The sequence below is a fragment of the Microcoleus sp. BROC3 genome (genome assembly GCF_036702515.1).
Classification (GTDB): Bacteria; Cyanobacteriota; Cyanobacteriia; order Cyanobacteriales; family Microcoleaceae; genus Microcoleus.
The window spans coordinates 1-17,374 of sequence record NZ_JAUBTQ010000007.1; the positions used below are offsets into that span (position 1 = coordinate 1).

Below are 17,374 nucleotides of genomic sequence, written 5' to 3' on the forward strand. Positions count from 1 at the left end.
TTCCAGTATCCAAGTATTATTATACTCCCTAGGTATTATAATTTATAAGATTTTGTAAATCATTTAGGATTGCTATAGGTGAAGCTAACGTTGAAGATGCATTACGAAAAATTTTCATACCGAGCTATGATATCGAACTGAGAGCACCAGTTTTTTTTACAAGCAATCCGGACGCAGAGGAACTCAACAGTATTCATAGCCGCAAAGTATGTAGCGGATTCAAAATGTGGGAGGCAGCAATGGCAACTTCTGCTGCACCGACATTCTTTCCACCCTACAAACTCGAAACGGGACATAATACCGATGAGGGATATTACGCTTTGGTAGACGGTGGAGTTTTTGCAAATAATCCTTCCTCACTTGCAATGATGGAGGCGATGATTTCTTACAAGAACAAGACTCGTGAAGAACTACACCGTAAGGATACCCTTGTTGTTTCTTTAGGTACTGGATCAGTAACCAGGAGGTATAAGTATAGAGATGCCAAAAATTGGGGACAAATCAAATGGGCACTTCCCTTACTTAACGTTGTTTTAGATGGTAACAGCGAATCTGTTGCGTTTCAGCTTCAGCAGCTAATGGTGAGTGAAGGAGAGAACAGAAACTACTATCGTTTTCAACTTCAATTGAGTAGTGACAATGGTCACGACCAAATGGACAACGCCAGTCCCAGTAATATTGAACACCTTGAGGAGCGAGGTGAAAAACTGATTGAACATAGTAAGAAAGATTTGGATAAGTTGTGTAAGCTTTTGAAGGACGAAACTGAACTATATCCTAATCAACCGGACAGTTGAATCGAGATCCGGTTGGAGGATTTTTAATGGGGGTAAGATTTTGTGTGTATTCATTCCCACAACAGGGCACCGCTTCCCCCATTACCGAACAGCAAACGCACTCTGAAGCCGTTTTCTCCCACGTGAGCCACTGTTGCCGAAAAACTTGCTATTGCTTTGCCCGCTGCACGATGCTTGCAGTTTCCGACGCAGAAGAGCAAGTGCGGGTATTAGCGGCTCTCCAGCTTCAAGTGTTAAAAATTAACTGTTAATAATCGATCAAAAGGGTAATTGCATACCGCACCGCTTCCCCCATCATCGAACAGCGAACGCGATCGGACGCCTTTTTTTCCCACGTGAGTAACTGTTCCCGAAACACCGGGTCTTGCTTGGCCCGCTGCACGATCGCCTGACTGATGACTTTCTTTTGAATCTGCTCTGTCGGGATACCTTGCTGCTTCAAATAATCCAACAGCCGCTGCACGCTGTCGGAAAATTTATCCGGCGTCTGAGACATCAAAATAAATGAAATTTGGCGCACCATTCGCTGGTAGATTTCCTGTCTTCTGAGCAATACTTCCTTTTGGCCCGGCTCCGGCTGCGCGCTGTTCCTAGCAACAGCCAAGTCGAGCAAACTCAAAATTTCAGCGCCCTTAGCTAAAACTTTTTCCAGCATATCTGGATAAAGCGCCAATATACGATCGCCCAAAATCTTGCCATTCACCAAACGGTTCGCGCTCAGCCGCAGTAAATGTTGTTCTCCAGCAGACTCAAAAAATTGAACGTTCAACTTTAGTTCGCGGCTTTCCAACTCCACCCGACGCACCGTAAAAACCAAAGCCTCCCAATTAGGAGGTTCAGCAAAAGACACCTCAACAATCGAACTTTCCTCTTGATGCTGCCGCCCCAATTCCCCAGACTCAAAATCGCGATCGACCGGCAAGCGATTTGCCGCAACTTTCGCAGTATAATCAAACTGAGTAAAAACATAGCGACAGTCAACTTTCGACAGATCGACATCTTGAATTTGCCAATTTTGAATGCAGCAGCCCGTAAGCTGCGCCCCCTCCAAATTCGTCCTAATCAAACGGCACTCAATCAAACAAGCTTCTCTTAAATCCGCCTCACCTAACATCGCATCCATCAAATAAGCGCCGCTCAAATCAGCTTTTTGCAAATCAGCATTGCGCAAATTAGCTTCGCTCAAATCCGCCCGCAACAAATACACTCCTTGCAGGTTAGCTCGCAGCAAAAGCGCCTTTTTAAAACTCGCTTTCAATAAATAAGAACCCGCCAGATTAGCTCGACTCAAATCAGCGTTATCCAGCACCGCCTCAGTCAAATCAGCCCCCGCCAGCACTGCTCGGTGCAAGTCAGCGCCCGCCAGATTTGCCGATCGCATTTGAGCGCCATTCAAGTCAGCTTCAATCAAATTTACACCGAGTAAAATTGCCGCTCGCAAATTCGCTTCCACCAAATGCGCTTCCCGCAAATTAGCACCAGTTAAATTAGCACCAACAAGACTGGCGCGGTTGAGATTCGCCTCCATCAATTCCGCCGCCATCAACTTCGCGCCGTCGAGTTTAGCGCCCGCAAAATTAATTTGGTCAGATTTAACTCTTTGAAGATTAGCACCCCCCAAATCCGCTTCAGGCAGCGCTGCCCAATTGAGTTCTGCTGCTTCCAAACAAGCAAGGCGCAAATCCGCTTTAGCAAGATTTGCCCCGCTCAAATTTGCCCCGCTCAAATTCGCCCCAGCCAGCCCCGCACTGCGGAGATCCGCGCGGCGCAAACAAGCCCCTATCAACTTGGCATTGCTCAAAAAAGACCAGCTCAAATTAGCACCGGTCAAGTTAGCACCAGTGAGGTCTATTTCTCGCAGGTTAACACCGCTTAAACTAGCGCCGCTGAGGTCAATGTGACCAAAGTTGCGCTCTCCCTGTTGATAGCGCTGTAAAAATTCTTGTGTTTGCATTCCGCAGGTTTGGGGGCTGGCAATTTAGCTGTTTTAGGACGCGCTGGTCCATAATTTTAACTGTAAGGTGCGCACGGAACACTAGCGGGCTAGGCACGGGGACACTACCTCTACTACTTACTGCCAGAACTCACGTCCTCCGGGCGATCCGTGCGCACTTTACCCCTATAGATAGCAGCTCAAAGGATTTGTTGCGTAAGTTCTATTTCTACTACCAGCTTTACAGACTTTTGTAACTTAAAGCAGCAGAGTTCACATCTTATACGCTGCCCCACCGGAGAGTGTTTTTACCTAAAGCGCTGCAATTCTTGCTGCAAGTGCTTTCCCCATTTAGTCGCTAGAGAAATTTCTGTAAAAGGAACCTGCACCGCAGCAGCATCTTGCAACAAAAATTCGAGGGCGATTGGACTTCCAGAATTCGGCGGCGACTCTAAATCAACTGCCTGAGAGTTGACTAACAACCGCAGCGACTGCACGTCTTTTAAAGAAAAAGTTTGCAAATTCACAGGCCCGCTGCGAGTAGGTTTTCCCCAAGTTAAACAGTCTTCTTTTTGACCGAGTACAGCATAAATATCGTACTTGGCTTTAGCGAATTGTTCGGCCCAGACGCGATACGCTTCCAGCTTTTGATACTCGTTCCATCCAGCCCAAGCCAGAAAAATAAAAATTGCCAGCAGCGGCAGCCACATTAAACCTCTTTCCATGCAATACCCTTGTTGAAAATACTCGCTTGTTCTGTTTGTCATCTTCTATCATGATACAATTAATTGAACTCCTAAAACTTGCTCTGCAATTTAAACTAGAAATTAGAGCAATTTTTGTTCGAGCAACAGCCACCGCCGAAAACTACCAAAAGCCCGCGTGGGAGATATCCACAAGTCGCAGCAAGGAAAACTGGCGCTGGCGGTGAAAATTGGGTTATTGTGGGGAACAAGCCTTCCCTAAACGGACGATCGGCCATGAAAAAGTTTTTCCTTCTGTGCTTATTTTTAATCGGGCTCGGCTGGGCGATTTCTAATTTCCCAGGACTTGCTACTCAAGGCAGTTACGACTCGATTGTGCTTGATTTCCGCGAAGATTTGGGTGCTGCTGAGATTGCGAAAGAAGTAAATGCGATCGCCCAACAGTACCAAGTCGCACCGCAACTCAACAGCGAATTCTCAGCAGGCGACAATGTATATGTTGTTAAGGGCGATCGCACTTTGCTAAAGGCCCTGAAAAAATCAAATTTGGCTAAAGATACCGAATACATTGAACCCAACTACGTCTACAGCGCTTTCGAGATTCCCAACGACCCCATGTATACCAAGCAGTGGAATCTCCGCAGTATCAACGTAGAATCTGCCTGGAACGAAACCAAAGGCAGCGGCACAACAGTAGCGATAATTGACACGGGCATTAGTCCCGTCGCTGACTTAAAAGAAACCAAATTTGTACCGGGCTACGACTTTGTAAACGATCGCGCCGAGGCCTACGATGACAACGGCCACGGTACTCACGTCGCAGGTACTGTCGCCCAATCAACTAACAACAATTACGGCGTCGCGGGCATCGCCTACGAAGCAGCTTTAATGCCGCTGAAAGTATTAAGCGGCAGCGGCGGAGGCACGGTTTCTGACATCGCCGAAGCGATTAAATTTGCTGCTGACAACGGCGCAGATGTAATCAACATGAGTCTCGGCGGCGGTGGTGAAAGTCAGTTAATGGAAGAGGCGATCGACTACGCCCACTCTAAAGGCGTTGTCATCATCGCAGCCGCCGGCAACTCCGGCGAGAGTTCCGCTTCCTATCCCGCCCGCTATCCCCACGTCATCGGCGTTTCCGCCCTCGGCCCCGACGACGAAAAAGCCTCTTACTCCAATTTCGGCGCAGGGGTTGACATTGCAGCCCCCGGCGGTTCTGAAATGGGCAAAATCCTCCAAAGTACGATCGACCCGGAAACAGGTGCCGAAGTCTTTGAAGGCTACCAAGGCACTAGCATGGCTTCTCCCCACGTTGCCGCCGTTGCAGCCCTTGTCAAGGCCTCCGGCATCACAGAACCCGACGAAATTCGCAGCGTACTCTTGCAGTCCTCGCGAAATGTCGCTGAAGATCCGTTAAACCATTTTGGTTCGGGACACCTCGACGCAGCAGCAGCAGTTCAGCTAGCCCAGCGCGGACAAATCAACTTCCGCGATTTCTTCCGCTGGCTGCGCGATAACGGCTATCTCAGCCCCCGCTTTTGGATTGACGGCGGTGCAGTCGCCCTGTTGCCTAAAATTGCCATGGTGCTCGGTTCTTACCTGCTGGCTTTCTTGATGCGGAATTATTTTCCGTTCCAGTGGACTTGGGGCTTTTCCGGCGGTTTGATGGCTGGTAGTTCTGGGTTCTTTTTCCTCCGCAACTTGTTTGTATTTGACTTGCCGCAGTGGCCGATGCGGGTGATGGGCAGTTCTATTCCCGAACTCGGCGGCGCAATTAATGGCAGCAGTATGCTGAATCCCTTTTTTGCTAGCGTTTTGATTCCTGGGATTTTGATTGCTTTGCTGTTGGGACATCAACAGTGGAAGTGGATCGCGATCGCAATTTCGATCGGTTGTGCCAGCAGTTTAGCGGTGAATGCTTTCCTGTCTCCCGCAGTCTGGGGATTGGGAACTGGTTTGGTATCACAAACATTCTTGATTGTCAATGCTTTACTGTGTTTCGGACTGGCGCGTTTAGCAATTAAAACAGAGGTGCGATCGGCATGAGTATTACTGTCAAAGGTGTAATTGAACGCAAAGGATTGGGTCCCGGTACTTGGGCTTTGGTCGGCGAAGATGGGGAAACTTACGAACTTAAGGATGCTCCTTCTGACTTGAAAAAAGCTGGTTTGAAAGTCAGTGTTAAAGGTGAAGTCCGCAAGGATGTGATGACTTTTGCTATGATCGGCCCGGTTCTTGAGGTGCAGTCTTTTGAGGCGATTTAGCCTAATTGGTTAATGCAGCTTTTGAGCTAAAAAAAACCCCGGCCAAAATTGGCTGGGGTTTATTAATCAGGGTGCATCTTTATTTACTTTCCAGTGGCTAGCACGATGTTCGGGATCAATTTGATTTTTAACCGCAGATGCACGCAGATTAACGCAGATAATTCTTGATTTATTGAAATTTTGCTGTTTTGGCTGCAATACGAAAAAAAAACCCGGCCAAAATTGGTCGGGAGTTAATTAATCAGGGTGCATCTACTAATTTAGTCTCCGGTTCGAGGTGCACCTGTTCGGGACAGTTTGGGAAAATTTGGGAAAATTCGTGGTTTGGGGTGCGAACTCAAAAAAAAACCCGGCCAAAATTGGTCGGGAGTTATTTAATCAGGGTGCATCTACCAATTAAGCTTCCTGAGAATTCGATCGCAATCCGGATAACCTCAAACTTTCTTCAGCATCACCGTCGATACCGCAAAAAAAAACCCCAAACCAAAATTGGTCGGGAGTTATTTAATCAGGGTGCATCTACCAATTAAGCTTCCTGAGAATTCGAGCGCCATCCGGACAACCTCAAAGTTTCTTCAGCATCACCGTCGATACCGCAAAAAAAACCCCAAACCAAAATTGGTCGGGAGTTATTTAATCAGGGTGCATCTACTAATTTAGTCTCCCGTCTCACAGCACCTCTTTCAGGACACTTTGGCATAATTTGCGATAATTTGTGGCGAGGGCGTGCGAGATCAAAAAAAACCCGGCCAAAATTGGTCGGGAGTTATTTAATCAGGGTGCATCTACTAATTTAGTCTCCCGCCTCACAGCACCTCTTTCAGGACACTTTGGCATAATTTAGGAGAATTTCTGGCGGGCGATCGCTCAAAAAAAAACCCCAAACCAAAATTGGTCGGGAGTTAATTAATCAGGGTGCATCTACTAATTTAATCTCCCGCCTCACAGCACCTCTTTCAGGGCACTTTGGCAGAAGTTAGAATAATTTGTGGCTAAGGGTGCGATCGCAAAAAAAAACCCGGCCAAAATTGGTCGGGAGTTAATTAATCAGGGTGCATCTACCAATTAAGCTTCCTGAGAATTCGAGCGCAATCCGGACACTTACCACTAAAAACTCAAAACTCTTTTCGGTGAACCAGAGTTGCACTAGCTTGGTCTGTCGGAACTAGCAAGATTTCGCTAATATTGACGTGGGGCGATCGCGTCGCGCAAAAATACACGACATCGGCTACATCGTCAGCAGTCAGCGGTGTTAATCCTTGATAGACATTTTTGGCCTTTTCTGCATCGCCGTGAAACCGGACATTGCTAAATTCTGTTTCCACCAAACCGGGTTCTATTTCCGTCACCCGCACGGCTGTTCCCAAAAGGTCTTGTTTCAACCCTTCGGAAATAGCTCTCACTGCTGCTTTGGAAGCGCAATAAACATTACCTTTCGGATAAGCTTGGCGGCCTGCTATTGAGCCGATATTCACTACGTGACCGCGGCCTCGGCTTACCATTCCCGGCACGATCGCGCGAGTCATGTAAAGCAAGCCTTTAACATTGGTATCAATCATTTCTTCCCAATCTTGAAAGTTGCCTTCGTGCAGTTTGTCTAAACCACGGCTCAATCCAGCATTGTTAATGAGAACATCTATGTTTTTCCAGGCATCGGGAAGCGCAGCGATCGCCGATTCGACTTGCGGGCGATCGCGCACGTCCAATTCTAGCAAATAAATCTCGTTCGCCGATGCGATGGATTTTGTTTCTACAAGTTCGTTTGCCAGTCGATCGAGCTTTTCAAGACGGCGGGCTGCTAAAATTAGTTTTGCTCCACCTTTGGCGAATATCTTGGCACAGGCTGCTCCGATACCGCTACTAGCACCTGTAATGAAAACAATTTGATTTTGGATAGAAATCATACGATTTTAGATTTTAGATTTTAGATTTTAGATTTTAGATTTGGGAATTGGGAATGACTAATGAGATAAGGCTTTGGATATTTCATACTGTCAATTCAACATAATTATTGTAGTGACGAGTTTAGGGACTTCAGTCATTTCTCTTCAAGATTTTCTTGAACCCGCCACTACTAAAATTACCCAAATAATACCATCCCCTAAAAAATGCAACTGTAGACCAGCGCTCCCAACATTTAATTCATAAGTTATTCCCATCTAAATCTAAAATCTAAAATCTAAAATCTAAAATCTAAAATCTAAAATGGTATAACCCATAACACCTATTTTATTACTTGACAACCCGCAATCGCACACTAACTGTAGCAATTCCGCCTTGTCGCATCAAAACTGCTGAAACCCACCGATTTTCGGGCGTAGCCGGAGCTTTACCTACTTTAAAAATTCCCCCGGAATTTAACAACTCCAGCTCGACTTCTGAGGGATTAAAAAAGGTTTTTTCGCTAATGGGTTCCTCCAAAACAGTCCCTATTAAAATATCATCGCCGATCGGCTCTCGCACAATGGCATCAAAATGGTACTCTTCGCCCACCTTAACTTGATCCGGAAAGTTCACTTGAATTGTGGGAGGATTTTGGCCAGAACTAAGCTGAGTTTGTTCTGCTAAAATCTCTTGCTTAACTATTTTTTCACCTTCAAAGCGCTGCTGAGAACGGATGGTAGCTTTGAGAGTTAATTCTCTGCCCTCCTGTTTGTGAGTGCCGGCAATTGTAGTTACGGTTTCTGCGACAATCGCGCTACCTTCGGTGTTCCAAGATTTGATATCGGTGCGGTAATTTAAACTCGGATATCTCTCCCAGAGTTGGGTGAGGGCTTTTTCCATGCTTTGGCTGTTTAAGCCGTCAGAATGAGTGAAATTCGGGCTGTAAAATGCCATGACTGCTTTGACATCGCGTCGGTTGGCCGCTGCGTCAATTTCTGTTAGCACTTTTGTGAGTGGGGCAGGCGCATTTGCAGGGGTTTGGGCGATCGTTTGGGGAGTCGCTGCGATCGCACCGATCGCTCTTGCCGCACTAGGATGCAGCACGCCAGCACTTACCACTGTTAAACATAACAACATTTGAGCGATCGACTGCCCGCAGTTAAAGCCAAAAACGATCGCCCGATCGGCTTTTTCGTCCCGACGGCTGGAAAAATACTGAGATGCACTTGGCACTAAATTCAAAAAATTACGCATTAGGTGATAATTTGGTTATTTGTCAGGAGTCGTGGCGCGGGCAACTGTTCGCCTGCAACGAAAACTGACAACGGAAGGAGGGACACGGCACAATCTAATTTTAGATTGCTGATTGAAAATTGGCTGAAACTGCCGGAATAATAAGCATAATAATCTAAAACCTCAAATATAAAATTGATCGACCTGTGGAACTTGTACTTGTAAAAGAAACAAAAACCTTGACAAAAGCCCCCCTCCGGTTGTTGGTTGCAGCTAGCGGCACTGGTGGACATTTATTTCCTGCGATCGCCACCGCTGGCCAGTTGAACGACTGTCAGATCGAATGGCTAGGAGTCCCAGACCGCATGGAAACCGAGTTAGTTTCATCCCTTTACCCCCTCCACACGATCGCTGTCGAAGGCTTTCAGCAGGGATTTGGGCTCGGTACATTGCGAATTTTGGGCGGACTCGCCGGCTCGATCCTTCAGGTGCGGAAGTTGCTCAAAGCGGGAAATTTTCAGGGAGTGTTTACTACCGGCGGTTACATTGCAGCACCGGCAATTCTGGCGGCCCGTTCTTTGGGTTTGCCGGTAATTCTCCACGAATCTAATGCAATTCCGGGGAAGGTGACGCGCTGGTTTAGTCCTTTGTGCACTGCTGTGGCGATCGGATTTGAAGCCGCAGCCCAGCATTTACCCCGCGCGAAAACTGTGGTTGCTGGTACACCGGTGCGATCGCAATTCCTGACTCGCCAACCTCTAAATTTGCCAATTCCTGACAGTGTACCTGTAATTTTAGTCATGGGCGGCTCTCAAGGTGCTGTCGCAGTGAATAAGTTAGTGCGCGAGTGTGCTCCGGCTTGGTTTGATGCCGGTGCTTGGGTGGTTCACCTCACCGGAAATAATGACCCGGATGCTGAGAGTTTGAAACACGAGCAATATTTGTCAATGCCATTTTACGACAATGTAGCGAGTTTGTTGCAGCGAGCAAATTTAGCAATTAGTCGATCGGGCGCGAGTGCTCTGACAGAATTAGCAGTGACGGGCGTACCTTCTATTTTAATTCCTTTTCCTCACGCCGCTGACGACCACCAAAGATTTAATGCGGAAGTATTTGCTAAAGCCGGCGCCGCCGTGGTATTCCGTCAAAGCGAACTGACAGCAGATGTGTTGCAAAGCAAAGTGTTGTATTTGTTAAGAGATGCCGAATATTTGGAAAAAATGTCTAAAGCTGCTGCTCAATTAGCGGTGACAGACAGTACAGAACGTTTGGCTAATTTGGTCAGGGAATTGCTGGTGCGGTAGCGAAAATTGGACACCGCCACTAATTTAACGAGTTCTTTTTAATGAGGGTAAAGCGTAAAACCCCTGTCCAACCAAATAACATAAAACACAGCCCCATCCCGATAACCAACCATCGGAGCCTTCCCGCAAAACCGAAAAGCAATAAAATTTACATCATCCTTAAGATGGCTGGGAATAGGTGCTCTAATGGAACTTCGGGCTATCTTCTCGTAGCCTAATCCGTGACGGGGACAAGCATTAATCTCACTCCAGGTAAGCTGATTTAATTTGTAGAGCGTATCTGCAAAAGCAGCCTTTTCATCTTTTGTGCATTGAGAAAGAGAGTAATCTTTATTCATGTATCGCAAAGAAAATAGAGGTGACTCCTGCTCAGGCGGTAAATCAACAATTTCTCTAGGTGAAATCCTTTTCCCTTTTTCTTGGCGTTGATTTGCCTTAAGATGCTTCTTCACAATTGAGTTGAGTCTTGAAGTATTTTTTCAGGGATTGATGAGTAATTTCTCCGCTATTTTGAGCAGCAAGTTTCCAGGGATATTCTTCGTGTGTCATGTTGCTTAACTTCCATGCAGCAAACTGCCCAAACACAGAGTAAACTTCATCAAGCAGGCTCTTAGTTTTTTCGTCGTAAATCGAAAAGTTTATATATTCTGGACAAGGAATTGCACCAGTACCATACTTTTTATAGTGACGGTACAAATCAGGAACAACGGGCCCGTGAGTCCATGCTTCTATGGCTTCAGGAAATAGCGGTTCATCGTACAAAGCTAAATGAAAGCCTTGAGCATAGTAAACCAATTTCTGAAGCTTGAGATTAGATATCAGATCGCCAGCATCTTCACTTGCCTGAGCCAAAAAGTATTCGGCTGCATCATAACAACTCAGCATAACTTACTTGGTAGTCATTAAACGGCAAAACTAGAACGAGATTTTTTTGATACTCCCGCGACTCAAGCAGACTATATTTGTCTGGAGACGTTTTCACGGGGAATTGCGAGCCGTCTCACTTTAATTTACATTATACTATATTTTCTCAATCTATGCCATATTCAACTTAACAAAGTTAACTACCGATTCTAATCCTTCTTGGGTCTTCAAGTTAGTAAACACAAAAGGTTTCTCCCCGCGCATTTTTTTCGCGTCTCGTTCCATCACGCCTAAATCTGCTCCCACAAAAGGGGCGAGGTCTGTTTTATTAATTACCAACATATCAGATTTAGTAATTCCTGGCCCGCCTTTGCGCGGAATTTTATCGCCCGCAGCGACATCGATTACGTAAATTGTTAAATCTACTAACTCCGGGCTAAAAGTGGCAGCTAAGTTATCGCCGCCGCTTTCGACAAATACTAAATCTAAATCAGTGAATTTTTGTTCTAACTCTTCTATCGCTACTAAGTTAATAGAAGCATCTTCGCGGATGGCTGTGTGGGGACAGCCTCCCGTTTCTACGCCCAAAATTCGATCGCTCTCTAAAGCTTGACTCCGAACCAAAAACTGGGCATCTTCCTGAGTATAGATATCATTAGTAACAACCGCAATCTGGTATTGCTGTCGCAGCGCTTTGCACAAAGCATCCAGTAAAGCTGTTTTCCCCGAACCAACAGGCCCAGCAATTCCTACACGAAAAGCACCCATAGCGATTTTAGATTTTCTAATTTTTAACTGCGAAACAACCGAGTGTACTGAGTTTCGTGGGCCATGCTAGCCAGTCCTAATCCCCAACTGCAACTACCAAGCTCATCATCTTCTAATTTTAAAACTTCTTGCGCCGTACAGCTAATTTGAGACTGCAAATCTAACAGTAACTGTTGACCGGCTGTTTGACCGAGGGGAATCAGTTTCACGCCCGCACTCGCCAAATTGGCAGCCCAACTGTACAAATATCCTAACACTGCCGCTTCCTCTTCAATCTGCCAACTTGCCGCGGCAATGCCAAAGCCGATCGCAAAATTGCACGGATTGCCGCCAAATTCCACCAAATCTTTTACACTTGTTGTTAACCCAGAAGAAACGGGCGATTCCCTGCGGGATAGCTTCGCTTCACGCAAATCGAGCATCAACCTGACCAAAGTGCGCCCCATTTGCCAACTTTGCAAGCGCAACTCTTCTGTTTCCTTAGTAGCCGTCGCCCAAGCATTCCAGTAATTCAAAGCCGTCAAATCCCCTATCTGGGCCGCCCTCAAAGCGCGTACCACCACAGCGGCTTCTACTCGCACAGCCCCGAATTGCAGCGAATTTTCTAACCAATTCCTCAAAGTAATCTCGCTGTCGATCGCACCGGTTTCTACCAGACTTTCGATTCCCTCAGAATAACTATAAGCTCCCACAGGTGCAAAAGCTAACTGCAACAAAGATAAAAGTTGATTGTTCACTGTTGACTGTTGACTGTTGACTGTTGACCGAAAGCATCCAGGATACAAGCCCCCGGATTCCTCCGTCCACAAATAAAAAATCTGTATCCGAGAAACTTGCCCCCCGAATTTATCCGTGGGGTCAATGCTTCAATCTAAAATCTAAAATCTAAAATCTAAAATCGATTGACTTCTTGCTTCTTGAATTGCCGAAAGCAATTTAGTCATCAGCCCTCGGACTCATCGGTGGGAGTAAATCTAAAATCTAAAATCTAAAATCTAAAATCTAATGGCTGTGCCCGTAAGCGCCCATTTCCGGCTGAAACGGCACAATTTCCTCTGTTACTTCCAAACCCATTTTTTCGAGCATTCCCTGCAACACAGAGTCGGGAGAAAGTCTTAAATAATTATCGGCAATTTCTAAAGCTATGTGACGGTTTCCTAAATGATAAGCCGCCCGCATCAGTAGCAGCGGACTTGATGCCCGCGCTGTCAGCACCGGTTCGGGTTTTGCACTTACCAGTACCAAACAGTTACCGTCTTCCGACTGCAATAAATCTCGATCGCGCAGTACCGTACCTCTGGGCAAATTCAGGTGCAGCCTTTCCCCCGTATCTGTCTCGAACCGGTGGCGGCTGCGAGTGCGATCGTCGGCTGTCATCGGTAAAGTAAAGCTGACAATAGCATCGGGATTTGCAGGCAAATGTTTTGTGAAAGTTAGCATTTTTATATTCTATTCCTCAGAGCAATTCACTGCACATCTAGTTTTTGAGGAATATTTTTTGCTCTTTAATGGGAATTTACACCGAGTGGGAAAATAGTCATCTCTCTAAACCGCTCCCGTTCTTGTCTGCATACCAAATTTTAGTTATTTTGTCAAGCACTTTATTACAGACGATCGCCATTTTTTCAAATATTTTTGCCTACCGTCTAGTCACTCGAACAATCGAACGGGAGAGGAAGAAAGACTCAAACTCTCAAGCTTATTGATTGCTCGGTTGTTGCAGCCGCAGCAGTTCCGCTTGAATTCGCTGTTTGACTGCCGGATTGGCTTGCTGGAGCAAAGTGAGCTGGTTGAAGCGACTAACTGTCAAACCATTGGTTTCGATAATTTTTTTAGCTTGATCGCAGTAATTTACCACAATACCGCGAACATTTCCAGATAGCCTGTTGATTTGGCTAGTTTCGTTGCACACCACCCGCGGCACCGAGCCTCCTGCTATTCCTTTAATTTCTTGAGAGGCTCCCAGCCGTTTGGGTTCGATTGCCAATACAGAGCGAGCGTAGCTAGTAATTTCCTCGTTGCTAATGTCTTGAGCTTGGGCTGCTGCTCCGAAAACGAGGCTTGGGGATTGTGCGTACAAACCGGGCGCCCATCCGCTAGCCAAAGCTGCTGCGGAAATGATGCCTGCGAACAGCGATTGCCGCAGCATCCGGTTGAGGCGAAATTTAGAGTTGTTAAGTGAGGTGTTCATGGTCGTCGGTGATTGCTTGCGTGTAGATAAAAATGACACAGCGCTGGGAGGCTCAATCTTTTTGAATAATGTTGTGGCTAAAAAGTTCCTGCCGTTGGTGATAATCTTGAATTCCCGCAGGATGATTTGGCAGTTGCTACGGCGATCGACTTTTTAGCAAATTCTATAATTTGATCCATTGTAACATCTTTGGGCAGTTGACAAAACCCAAAATTGAGACGGTAATTTTAATTACAGAGCGTTCCGGAATTACCTCTGCAAATAATTCTCAAAGCGCAAATATTAAATAATTCTAAAAGTTATTGACAAATTACTCGCATTAATTAGTCTCATTAAGGTACGCGCGAGCGAAGCTATCCCGAACGCGCGTGCCTTCGGTGAAGGGTAGGAAATCGCCGGGAGCATCTCAATGAAAGCAGCCAAAGTAGAAATCTCTGTTTTGAGGCAGCAGGCAGGAGGCAGCAGGCAGAAGGAAAGAGGAAGAAGGAAGGAGCCAGAAGAAGTGTTTTTACAAATATGAGATGCTCCCGAATTGCCTGCAAGGCAAGGTCAAATTTAACAGCAATCGCACTCATCAATTCCCGCGATGATTTATTTAAAATTAAGCTGTGGCGCATTTGTAGAGCGAGAAAATCCCCCTGGTTTGGCTGCTGACGGAGCCAGAGCCGGAACAAAAATCAGATTTTACTACCCGAAGATAGAGGCAGCAGCGGGGAACTAGACATTAAAATCTTGTTATCAAAACGCGTGCTATCTGTTTTCGGCAGTCAACGCGCAGGTCTTCAATTCCAGTTCTTGCTTCCTGGAGTTTAGGGCTGCCAAAACTTGTCTGGGACTTACCCAGAAATCTGGTTTTTCTACGAAATAAAATCGTTACAGCCATCAGCAAGAGTAGACAAACCCCGGAAAGTTGGAAATTTTAGGCCTCAGTTTTCTTGTGATCTCGATCGCAGATAGCGAACTTTGGCAAGCATTATCGCAGCAAGTTAACAATTATTAATTACCGATTGCCCATGAAAAGTCAAAAAGAAATTTGGCGAGTTATCCTCGCAGTAGCTATCAGTATTGTAGGCGTGCTGCACTTTGCAGTACCCGCACCTTTTATCAGAATTGTGCCGCCCCAGCTTCCTTACCCGGAAGCCTTGGTTTATATCAGCGGTTTTTTCGAGATTTTGGGAGGAATTGGGCTGTTAGTTCCTCCTGTGAGCAGGGCGGCGGCGTGGGGATTAATTGCCTTGTTTATTGCCGTGTTTCCAGCTAATATCAATCAAGCCGTCAACAACATTCCCATAGAAGGGATTCCCCACAACCAATTACTGTATTGGTTCAGGCTGCCTTTTCAAGCCGTCTTGATTGCTTGGGCCTGGGTTTATACCCAACCAGACGAAGGTAAACCCCGGGCTTCTATAGTTCCAGATAGAACAGAAAATGCCCGATGAAGCAGTTCGACTACTCTTTGGATTTTAAGAACATCGACTTTCGACAGCACCCGGAACTTTATCGCATAGGGAAAGGAGAACAGGGAGTGCTGTTGGTGGAACCCTACAAAGGAGAAATTCTGCCTTTCTGGAGATTTAAGACTCCTGAAATTGCTAGGGAGTCGAGCAGCCAAATTTACTCCTTGTTTTTAGAGTATCTCGATCGGGAAGATTTTGTGGGAGCCGACATGGCCCGCAAGTTCTTGCAGATGGGGTATACTCGATCGCGTCGTTACGCTAACCACAAAAGCGGGCGAAAATACCAGCAAAACCCTCAGAAGCTGAAGTCCGTTGCAGAGCAAAGCGCAGCTCGAAAAGACATTTTGCCGCTACAAGCAGATCCGGTGAAAGCAGAATCGGCGGCCATTTTTCAAGAAAAATGGATGCTGGCCAAAATCAACGAGAAATATCTCGAGCTTTTAGCCAGACACCGGCAGATGTACGAATCTTATTGAGTCAACCCTGAGGATTGACATACATTTACAAAAACTCAGAACTTACACTTTAGCCCCGTCGGCAGCCATGCAGTTGTGCTTGCCTATCTGAGCCGCATCTATTTGCTTGGCCCTACTATTTACTCGTCATCTTCTTCTGTTTGCCACTGCCGCCAAATTTCAAAGGCATTAAAGCCCCTGTATTGCAGGTAATTCAAGACTTTGCCCTTGGTTTTCGGATCGGCTTTACCCCAAGTATCGATCTTGTATTTTCGCATGACTTTGGCTTTTAATTCGGCCAGTTTTTCTGCTTCGGAGTCCTGATTTTCGGCGATTTCTTCTTCCCAGACTTGCTCGAACAAATCGCTGGTAATTCCTTTTTGCAAGCACTTGCGCTTGATGGCCGATTTCCCGTATTTGCCTGCTGCAGAGGCGATCGAGTTTGCCACCAAGCGAGTGTCAGACTGATAGCCGCGGTCTTGAATTTGCGCGATCGCCTCCAATATTTCCTCATTGCCAAAACCTTTCTCTTGCCCCTTTTTGCGAAGTTCAGAGGCACTGTAGTCTTTGCGGGACAAGAGAAAATAGAAATAGTCAAGACAGCTCATCAGTTCAATCGAAGGGTGGCGCGCAAATACTCCTGTAGCGAATGCCAAATCCAGTCGCCTTGCTATCGGCTGACTGCATCGCCATCGGCTCTATTCTTCTGTATCCTCCTCTTCATCATCCACATCCACATCCGGTCTGTCCACATCGATCTGAATCAAGCGAATGTGCTTGTATCCGAGCTTAATTTCAAACTCGTCTCCCGGCTTTAATCCCATTTCTTGGGTATAATTTGCCCCGATCACGATCGAGCCATTCTTGTGAACGCTAGCTCGATAACTCGCTTCTCGTCCGCGTCCGTCTGCTTTCGACTTCTCTAGCTCAATGCCCTTAGCAGCTAACACTGCATCGTAAAACTCAGCCAGATTAATCCGGGTTTCTCCACTTTTGCTGACCGTGAAGTAGCCGCAAAGCTTTGCAAGTTCTCTGCGCGGCAAATCACTGCCTTTGATTTTTTGAAGCAGACCTTTTCCTGTTAAGGGTGCTGTAGCTGTTTCTGCCATTGACCGTACCTCGCTTATTGGACTTTACTTATATCAATTACAACACATTAGATTAACTTTGTTTCACTGTCAATACTAATAATTCTGAATATTAAGATTCTGGATAAATTTCTGCAGCCTGAAGACGGGGGGTGCAAGTAAGGATGCTCGAAGGGCGATCAATTTGCTCCTCGCGGCCCAAATGCTTGTGTAAGCCTCTCTTGCGATCGCGCGGGGAATTATTGTCGCAAATTAAATGCTTTACTTTTTTACAGTAAAGTCTGTTCCCTGCATTCACCAATCCCCGATCGAGTCTGCGGTCAAGGTAAAAACAAGACAGCCATGAATCGAAATACCTAGAGCGCGGCCGCTGCAAATCTGCCGAAAGCATTTACCGGCCGGGGTTAACTTTTACCTCAACAAGGGGAGGCA

General features: G+C 46.3%; 20 protein-coding genes. 8 read left to right on the forward strand and 12 right to left on the reverse strand.

Annotated features, from left to right (window positions below):
• The first annotated feature begins 74 nt into the window (after positions 1–74).
• Complete coding sequence (locus QUB30_RS06055) at positions 75–797, forward strand: patatin-like phospholipase family protein (RefSeq protein WP_333330952.1); 723 nt, start codon at positions 75–77, stop codon at positions 795–797.
• 247 nt (positions 798–1,044) lie between these two features.
• On the opposite strand, the gene QUB30_RS06060 is transcribed toward QUB30_RS06055, so the two are convergent.
• Positions 1,045–2,751 carry a pentapeptide repeat-containing protein gene (locus QUB30_RS06060; protein WP_333330549.1) on the reverse strand — a complete coding sequence of 569 codons (1,707 nt, stop codon included), beginning with the start codon at positions 2,749–2,751 and terminating at the stop codon, positions 1,045–1,047.
• A gap of 287 nt (positions 2,752–3,038) precedes the next feature.
• On the reverse strand, positions 3,039–3,455 hold the full coding sequence (locus QUB30_RS06065; RefSeq protein WP_333330955.1) for a hypothetical protein: 417 nt from the start codon (positions 3,453–3,455) through the stop codon (positions 3,039–3,041).
• A 50-nt stretch (positions 3,456–3,505) separates the two neighbouring features.
• Here QUB30_RS06065 and QUB30_RS06070 point away from each other — a divergent pair, with 50 nt between their 5' ends.
• The 3 genes from QUB30_RS06070 to QUB30_RS06080 are packed head-to-tail and all read left to right on the forward strand — an operon-like array spanning position 3,506 to position 5,698.
• Complete coding sequence (locus tag QUB30_RS06070) at positions 3,506–3,661, forward strand: hypothetical protein (protein ID WP_333330552.1); 156 nt, start codon at positions 3,506–3,508, stop codon at positions 3,659–3,661.
• A 49-nt stretch (positions 3,662–3,710) separates the two neighbouring features.
• Positions 3,711–5,480 (forward strand): S8 family peptidase, encoded by a 1,770-nt coding sequence (locus QUB30_RS06075; protein ID WP_333330555.1) that lies wholly within the window; start codon positions 3,711–3,713, stop codon positions 5,478–5,480.
• Positions 5,477–5,698: a hypothetical protein gene (locus tag QUB30_RS06080; RefSeq protein ID WP_333035640.1), complete on the forward strand. Its 222-nt coding sequence runs from the start codon at positions 5,477–5,479 to the stop codon at positions 5,696–5,698. The genes QUB30_RS06075 and QUB30_RS06080 overlap by 4 nt, the downstream gene beginning before the upstream one ends.
• Positions 5,699–6,813: 1,115 nt before the next feature.
• Here the strand turns inward: QUB30_RS06080 and QUB30_RS06085 are convergent.
• Both QUB30_RS06085 and QUB30_RS06090 read right to left on the reverse strand, forming a co-directional pair.
• Entirely contained in the window at positions 6,814–7,602 is a 789-nt protein-coding gene (locus tag QUB30_RS06085; RefSeq protein ID WP_333330558.1) for an SDR family oxidoreductase, read from the reverse strand.
• A gap of 328 nt (positions 7,603–7,930) precedes the next feature.
• On the reverse strand, positions 7,931–8,836 hold the full coding sequence (locus QUB30_RS06090; RefSeq protein WP_333330561.1) for a nuclear transport factor 2 family protein: 906 nt from the start codon (positions 8,834–8,836) through the stop codon (positions 7,931–7,933).
• Between the two features lie 218 nt (positions 8,837–9,054).
• On the opposite strand from QUB30_RS06090, the gene murG reads away from it, so the two are divergent.
• Positions 9,055–10,119, forward strand: coding sequence for an undecaprenyldiphospho-muramoylpentapeptide beta-N-acetylglucosaminyltransferase (gene murG, locus QUB30_RS06095; RefSeq protein WP_333330564.1), 1,065 nt, complete (start codon positions 9,055–9,057; stop codon positions 10,117–10,119).
• Between the two features lie 38 nt (positions 10,120–10,157).
• Here the strand turns inward: murG and QUB30_RS06100 are convergent, their stop codons facing one another.
• The 6 genes from QUB30_RS06100 to QUB30_RS06125 all read right to left on the reverse strand — a co-directional run bounded on the left by QUB30_RS06100 (position 10,158) and on the right by QUB30_RS06125 (position 13,942).
• Entirely contained in the window at positions 10,158–10,457 is a 300-nt protein-coding gene (locus QUB30_RS06100) for a hypothetical protein (protein ID WP_333209543.1), read from the reverse strand.
• 97 nt (positions 10,458–10,554) lie between these two features.
• On the reverse strand, positions 10,555–11,004 hold the full coding sequence (locus QUB30_RS06105; RefSeq protein WP_333206695.1) for a type II toxin-antitoxin system antitoxin SocA domain-containing protein: 450 nt from the start codon (positions 11,002–11,004) through the stop codon (positions 10,555–10,557).
• Positions 11,005–11,154: 150 nt separating this feature from the next.
• Positions 11,155–11,751 (reverse strand): urease accessory protein UreG, encoded by a 597-nt coding sequence (ureG, locus tag QUB30_RS06110; protein ID WP_333330567.1) that lies wholly within the window; start codon positions 11,749–11,751, stop codon positions 11,155–11,157.
• 23 nt (positions 11,752–11,774) lie between these two features.
• A complete protein-coding gene (locus QUB30_RS06115) occupies positions 11,775–12,488 on the reverse strand; it encodes an urease accessory protein UreF (RefSeq protein ID WP_333330570.1) in 714 nt (237 codons plus the stop codon).
• A 265-nt stretch (positions 12,489–12,753) separates the two neighbouring features.
• A complete protein-coding gene (ureE, locus tag QUB30_RS06120) occupies positions 12,754–13,191 on the reverse strand; it encodes an urease accessory protein UreE (protein ID WP_333330573.1) in 438 nt (145 codons plus the stop codon).
• A gap of 259 nt (positions 13,192–13,450) precedes the next feature.
• Complete coding sequence (locus tag QUB30_RS06125; protein WP_333330576.1) at positions 13,451–13,942, reverse strand: DUF4168 domain-containing protein; 492 nt, start codon at positions 13,940–13,942, stop codon at positions 13,451–13,453.
• 586 nt (positions 13,943–14,528) lie between these two features.
• Here QUB30_RS06125 and QUB30_RS06130 point away from each other — a divergent pair.
• The 3 genes from QUB30_RS06130 to QUB30_RS06140 all read left to right on the forward strand — a co-directional run bounded on the left by QUB30_RS06130 (position 14,529) and on the right by QUB30_RS06140 (position 15,875).
• Entirely contained in the window at positions 14,529–14,663 is a 135-nt protein-coding gene (locus QUB30_RS06130) for a hypothetical protein (RefSeq protein WP_333330579.1), read from the forward strand.
• Between the two features lie 292 nt (positions 14,664–14,955).
• A complete protein-coding gene (locus QUB30_RS06135; protein ID WP_015177615.1) occupies positions 14,956–15,381 on the forward strand; it encodes a DoxX family protein in 426 nt (141 codons plus the stop codon).
• Positions 15,378–15,875: a DUF4385 domain-containing protein gene (locus QUB30_RS06140; RefSeq protein ID WP_333330582.1), complete on the forward strand. Its 498-nt coding sequence runs from the start codon at positions 15,378–15,380 to the stop codon at positions 15,873–15,875. Before QUB30_RS06135 ends, QUB30_RS06140 begins: the two co-directional genes overlap by 4 nt.
• A 119-nt stretch (positions 15,876–15,994) precedes the next feature.
• Here QUB30_RS06140 and QUB30_RS06145 read toward each other — a convergent pair whose 3' ends face one another.
• Both QUB30_RS06145 and QUB30_RS06150 read right to left on the reverse strand, forming a co-directional pair.
• Positions 15,995–16,462 (reverse strand): regulatory protein RecX, encoded by a 468-nt coding sequence (locus QUB30_RS06145; RefSeq protein WP_333330585.1) that lies wholly within the window; start codon positions 16,460–16,462, stop codon positions 15,995–15,997.
• Positions 16,463–16,552: 90 nt separating this feature from the next.
• A complete protein-coding gene (locus tag QUB30_RS06150) occupies positions 16,553–16,963 on the reverse strand; it encodes an AbrB family transcriptional regulator (RefSeq protein WP_172184952.1) in 411 nt (136 codons plus the stop codon).
• Positions 16,964–17,374: the final 411 nt, after the last annotated feature.

What these genes read in the sequence shown, in the direction of transcription:
- QUB30_RS06060 (WP_333330549.1), bottom strand. Translation starts at nt 2,751, where the DNA reads ATGCAAACACAAGAATTTTTACAGCGCTATCAACAGGGAGAGCGCAAC.
- QUB30_RS06065 (WP_333330955.1), bottom strand. Translation starts at nt 3,455, where the DNA reads ATGGAAAGAGGTTTAATGTGGCTGCCGCTGCTGGCAATTTTTATTTTT.
- QUB30_RS06070 (WP_333330552.1), top strand. Translation starts at nt 3,506, where the DNA reads ATGATACAATTAATTGAACTCCTAAAACTTGCTCTGCAATTTAAACTA.
- QUB30_RS06075 (WP_333330555.1), top strand. Translation starts at nt 3,711, where the DNA reads ATGAAAAAGTTTTTCCTTCTGTGCTTATTTTTAATCGGGCTCGGCTGG.
- QUB30_RS06080 (WP_333035640.1), top strand. Translation starts at nt 5,477, where the DNA reads ATGAGTATTACTGTCAAAGGTGTAATTGAACGCAAAGGATTGGGTCCC.
- QUB30_RS06085 (WP_333330558.1), bottom strand. Translation starts at nt 7,602, where the DNA reads ATGATTTCTATCCAAAATCAAATTGTTTTCATTACAGGTGCTAGTAGC.
- QUB30_RS06090 (WP_333330561.1), bottom strand. Translation starts at nt 8,836, where the DNA reads ATGCGTAATTTTTTGAATTTAGTGCCAAGTGCATCTCAGTATTTTTCC.
- QUB30_RS06100 (WP_333209543.1), bottom strand. Translation starts at nt 10,457, where the DNA reads ATGAATAAAGATTACTCTCTTTCTCAATGCACAAAAGATGAAAAGGCT.
- QUB30_RS06105 (WP_333206695.1), bottom strand. Translation starts at nt 11,004, where the DNA reads ATGCTGAGTTGTTATGATGCAGCCGAATACTTTTTGGCTCAGGCAAGT.
- ureG (WP_333330567.1), bottom strand. Translation starts at nt 11,751, where the DNA reads ATGGGTGCTTTTCGTGTAGGAATTGCTGGGCCTGTTGGTTCGGGGAAA.
- ureE (WP_333330573.1), bottom strand. Translation starts at nt 13,191, where the DNA reads ATGCTAACTTTCACAAAACATTTGCCTGCAAATCCCGATGCTATTGTC.
- QUB30_RS06125 (WP_333330576.1), bottom strand. Translation starts at nt 13,942, where the DNA reads ATGAACACCTCACTTAACAACTCTAAATTTCGCCTCAACCGGATGCTG.
- QUB30_RS06130 (WP_333330579.1), top strand. Translation starts at nt 14,529, where the DNA reads ATGATTTATTTAAAATTAAGCTGTGGCGCATTTGTAGAGCGAGAAAAT.
- QUB30_RS06135 (WP_015177615.1), top strand. Translation starts at nt 14,956, where the DNA reads ATGAAAAGTCAAAAAGAAATTTGGCGAGTTATCCTCGCAGTAGCTATC.
- QUB30_RS06140 (WP_333330582.1), top strand. Translation starts at nt 15,378, where the DNA reads ATGAAGCAGTTCGACTACTCTTTGGATTTTAAGAACATCGACTTTCGA.
- QUB30_RS06145 (WP_333330585.1), bottom strand. Translation starts at nt 16,462, where the DNA reads ATGAGCTGTCTTGACTATTTCTATTTTCTCTTGTCCCGCAAAGACTAC.
- QUB30_RS06150 (WP_172184952.1), bottom strand. Translation starts at nt 16,963, where the DNA reads ATGGCAGAAACAGCTACAGCACCCTTAACAGGAAAAGGTCTGCTTCAA.